The 4291-nt window shown below is 75.3% G+C and carries 5 protein-coding genes; 1 reads left to right on the top strand and 4 read right to left on the bottom strand.

What is annotated here, in order from left to right; all coding sequences use genetic code 11:
- Positions 1 to 374 precede the first annotated feature (374 nt).
- The 3 genes from dapF to miaA form a co-directional block, all read right to left on the bottom strand.
- On the bottom strand, positions 375 to 1280 hold the full coding sequence (dapF, locus tag AB0E96_RS38815) for a diaminopimelate epimerase (protein WP_359831197.1): 906 nt from the start codon (positions 1278 to 1280) through the stop codon (positions 375 to 377).
- A 33-nt stretch (positions 1281 to 1313) separates the two neighbouring features.
- Complete coding sequence (locus AB0E96_RS38820; protein WP_359831199.1) at positions 1314 to 1826, bottom strand: hypothetical protein; 513 nt, start codon at positions 1824 to 1826, stop codon at positions 1314 to 1316.
- A gap of 229 nt (positions 1827 to 2055) precedes the next feature.
- A complete protein-coding gene (gene miaA / locus AB0E96_RS38825; protein WP_359831201.1) occupies positions 2056 to 3000 on the bottom strand; it encodes a tRNA (adenosine(37)-N6)-dimethylallyltransferase MiaA in 945 nt (314 codons plus the stop codon).
- Positions 3001 to 3165: 165 nt separating this feature from the next.
- On the opposite strand from miaA, the gene AB0E96_RS38830 reads away from it, so the two are divergent.
- Positions 3166 to 3432, top strand: a complete 267-nt coding sequence (locus AB0E96_RS38830) for an antitoxin (RefSeq protein WP_359831203.1) — start codon at positions 3166 to 3168, stop codon at positions 3430 to 3432.
- A 31-nt stretch (positions 3433 to 3463) separates the two neighbouring features.
- On the opposite strand, the gene AB0E96_RS38835 is transcribed toward AB0E96_RS38830, so the two are convergent.
- Complete coding sequence (locus tag AB0E96_RS38835; protein ID WP_359831205.1) at positions 3464 to 4162, bottom strand: hypothetical protein; 699 nt, start codon at positions 4160 to 4162, stop codon at positions 3464 to 3466.
- Positions 4163 to 4291: the final 129 nt, after the last annotated feature.

The following is a 4291-nucleotide window of genomic DNA, read 5'->3' on the forward strand; positions in this document are numbered from 1 at the left end:
GCCGGTGGCGAGCAGCGCGGCCCGCCCGGCCCGGCCGAGGGCGCCCCGGCCGAGCCCCCCGAGGGGCCGCCTGGCCCCGGCCTGCCGCACGGTCATCGGCTGCCCCGTCAGGGGCTGCCCCGCTTGCTGCAGCCCCTCCAGGGGCTGTCCGGCTTCGATGGTCATCGGCACCTCCGGCAACGGTCGCCGGGCACCGCCCCGTCCGAGGGGGTGATCTCGACACCCCTCCCCATGGGGTGATCGACCCGGTGGTCCATGCTACCGAGCAGAGCACGTTCCGCGACGCCCTGATTCCCGTCCGCGACCGGTATCACCCGATCGGGGGGATTCGTCACGGCGCGAATTGGGCAAACCGGGCCCCGGGCCGGGCGCCCTCAGCGCACCGACTCCCACCAGCGCCCGTCCAGCCGCCCCTCGGCCACGATCTCCGCCGGTCCGGTCATCTCCACCCGGCCGTCGGGGTGCTCGGTGATGACGAGCCGGCCGCCCAGCACGTCCACGGTGTACGCGACCGCCTCACCGGTGACGGCCGGGTCGGCGCCGTCCCGGCGGATGGCCGCCACCGCCACCGCGCAGGCGCCGGTGCCGCAGGAGCGGGTCTCGCCCGAGCCGCGCTCGTGCACCCGCATCGCGACGTGCCGCGGCCCGCGGTCCACCACGAACTCGACGTTGACGCCCTCCGGATAGGCGCCCGCGGGGCTGGTGAGCGGCGCGGCGAACAGGTCCCCGGCGTGGTCCAGGCTCTCCACGAAGGCCACCGCGTGCGGGTTGCCCATGTTGACGTTCAGGGCCGGCCAGCGCCGTTCGCCGACCGCGACCTCGATGCCGTCCGGTCCGGGCAGCCGGGCCCGGCCCATGTCGATGGTGACGTCGCCGGGCGTGCCGTCCGCGGCGGCCGCGGCGACCTTCGCGGTGAGCACCCCGGAGCGGGTGGCGACGGCCAGCTCGCCGGGCTCGGCCAGGCCCACCTCGACCAGGAAGCGCGCGAAGACCCGCAGGCCGTTGCCGCACATCTCGGCGATGCTGCCGTCCGAGTTGCGGTAGTCCATGAACCACTCGGCCCGGTCGGCCATCCCCGCGGCGGCCGGGTCGGCGGCGGCGCGCACCACGCGCAGCAGGCCGTCCCCGCCGATGCCGGCCCGCCGGTCGCACAGCGCGGCGACGGTCTCGGGACCGATCTCCAGCGCGCCGTCCGGGTCCGGGACGATGACGAAGTCGTTCTGGGTGCCGTGCCCCTTGAAGAAGGGGAGGCCACCCTGCTGGGGGGAGGATGCGCTCACCCCTCCGATGGTACTGAGCCGCCGGTGGGAGGCTCAGCGCAGGTACGCGACCCGCCAGACCGCGAGCGCGCAGGCGACCAGCGCGATCAGGGTGTAGACCGCGATCGCCTTCCAGCCGGCCCGCTGTCCGGAGCCCCGGCGCGGCAGCCCCGGCCACTTGTAGCCGGCGTGCCGGGCGGCCATCGCGCCCCAGCCCATCGAGGCGGCGGTGAACAGCAGCCCGAGCATCCCGACCATGGTGGCGCGCGCGCCGGCCGAGCCGAAGGCGAGCGGGAAGGCGAACATCAGCGAACCGAGGGTGCCCAGCAGGGCGATCGGCAGCGTCTGCCACCAGCGCAGCCGGCGCAGCGGGCGGATCTCCCGCTCGTGCACCGCGGCGTCGGGCGGGGTGCGGGTGTCCAGGGCGGGCACCGCGGCCGCGTAGGAGGTCGGCGCCTCCAGCCCGGTCAGCACGGGGAGGTCGCCCATCGTCGACTCGTCGAACTCCTCGGCCGGTGCGGTGACGCTCCCGCCCTGGCCGGATTCGGGGCCGGTACCCGTCGACACACGGCCTCCCCTGACAGTTCGACACGAGCGGACTCGCGGCCGGGCACGGTCGGCCCGTTCCGGTCGACCCCTACGGCATCGATGATGGCATGTCCAGAGTGGCGTTCCGGGCCTGACCGGGGTCAACGGGTGATCCGTGGCCATCACGTGATCGGGCCGTGACCGCCGGTTCGTCCTGCACGGTCGGCTGCGCGCGCAGGTGCACCGCCGGATTGGCCGGAAACCCTTCCTACGCGGCCGGAACTCCCTGACGGTCGATCAGTTCCAGGGACCGTTCCAGCAGCTCGACGGGGTCGGTGCCGGCCGGCCGGGAGAGCCAGACGATGCGGTCGTCGCGGCGGAACCAGGACTCCTGACGGCGGGCGAAGCGCTTGGTGGCCCGGACGGTCTCGGCCCGGGCCTCGTCCTCGGTGCACTCGCCGGCGAAGTGGTCGAGCACCTGCTGGTAGCCGAGCGCCCGGGAGGCCGTCCGCCCCTCCCGCAGTCCGGCCTTCTCCAGCTCCCGCACCTCGTCCAGGAGTCCGGCCTCCCACATCCGGTCGACCCGCAGCGCGATCCGCTCGTCCAGCTCGGGGCGGGGCACGGCGACGCCGATCTGCACCGCCTCGTAGACGGCGGTGTTGCTCGGCAGGTTGGCGGTGAACGGCTGCCCGGTGATCTCGATGACCTCCAGGGCGCGGACGATCCGCCGGCCGTTGGTGGTGAGGATCGCCTCGGCGGCCTGCGGGTCCAGCCCGGCCAGTCGCCGGTGCAGCGCGTACGGGCCGGACTCCTCCAGCTCGGCCTCCAGCCGGGCCCGCACCGCCGGGTCGGTGCCCGGGAACTCCATCTCGTCGATCGCCGCCCGGACGTACAGCCCGGAGCCGCCGACCAGGACGGGCGTGCGGCCGGCGGCGAGCAGCCGGTCGATCTCGGCCCGGGCCAGCCGCTGGTACTCGGCGACGCTGGCGGCCTCGGTGACGTCCCAGACGTCCAGCAGGTGGTGCGGCACTCCCCCGCGCTCGGCCGGGGTGAGCTTCGCGGTGCCGATGTCCATGCCCCGGTACAGCTGCATCGAGTCGGTGTTGATCACCTCGCCGCCGAGAGTGCGGGCGATGGCGACGGCCAGGTCGGACTTGCCGGCGGCGGTCGCGCCGACGATCGAGACGACACGCGGGGTACTGGAGCTGCTCACCGTTCCAGTCTCCCAAAACCGCCGGGCCGCCGGGCACCGGGCTGCCACCCGCCCCGGACTGCGCGACGATATGACTGTTTCCCGGACTCTTTCCGGCCGTTTCCCCGGGTTGGGCCGGATTTGCGAACGCTTCGCCGAGCTCGGACGTTGTGCGGGAGACAGCGGATGAAGGAGATCGCCATGGGTCTGATGGACAACCTCAAGGGCAAGGCCGAAGAACTCAAGGGCAAGGCCAGCGAGTTCGCGGGCAAGCACAGCGACCAGATCGAGAAGGCCGTGGACAAGGCCGGCGGCGCGATCGACAAGGCGACCAAGGGCAAGTACAGCGACAAGATCGAGCACGGCGCCGACAAGGCCAAGGGCGCGGTCGGCGACTTCGCCCACAAGCCGCACCCGGAGGACGGGGGCCCGGCCCAGGGCCCGCGGTCCTGAGCACTCGGCTCCGGGCCCGGGCTCCCGGAGCTCAGCTCCAGGACGCCACGAAGTACCCGACCCCGTAGGGCGCGTCCCGGTAGGCCAGCCGCCCGGTGAGGCCGGCGCCCCCGGCGGCGCCGGCCAGCACCTGCCAGGGCGCCCGGCCGTCGGCCTTGAGCTCGGCGGCCAGGCCCGGGTCCAGCGCGGCCAGGGCGGGCAGGTCGGCCGCGCCCAGGGCGGCGGCGAGGGCGGTGTCGAAGCCCTCGGCCCGTTCGTCCAGGTAGCCGGGCGCCTTCAGCGAGCGGCAGGCGCTGCCGTCGCCGAGCACCAGCAGGGCGACCCGGTCGGCGAGGCCGGCCAGGCCCTGCCCGAGGCCGAGCATCCGGTCGGCGGGGGCGTCGGCGGGGACCGCGCAGGCGTGCGTCGGCAGGGTCACCCCGGCGCGCTCCAGCAGCCAGGCTCCGATGGTCAGCGAGGGCGCCAGTTCCGGCCCCTCGACCCGGTCGCCGGGCAGCTTGGCGACCAGCGGCACCCCGTAGCGGTGGAAGGAGCCGGCCCCGCCCTCGGTCCACACCTCGGCGGCCGGCCCGGTGCCGACCACCACGACCAGCTGCGGTCCGGCCGCGACCAGCGCCGCCAGAGCCTCGTCGCAGGCCGCCCGCAGGCCGTCCAGCTCGGGCGCGGCCCCGGCGGCGACCTCGGGGACGAGCAGGGGCGGACAGGGGCACACGGCGGCGGCTACCAGCATGCGGATCACTCTAGCCAAACGCGACGGCGGCCCGGTGGGAGTGCGCACTCCCACCGGGCCGCCCGGCGGCGCGCGCCCCCCCTCGCCCCCGCAGCCCCCCCCCCCCCCCGCCGCCAGCCGCCGCGCCCC

This window comes from Kitasatospora sp. NPDC036755 (assembly GCF_040636595.1).
GTDB lineage: Bacteria > Actinomycetota > Actinomycetes > Streptomycetales > Streptomycetaceae > Kitasatospora.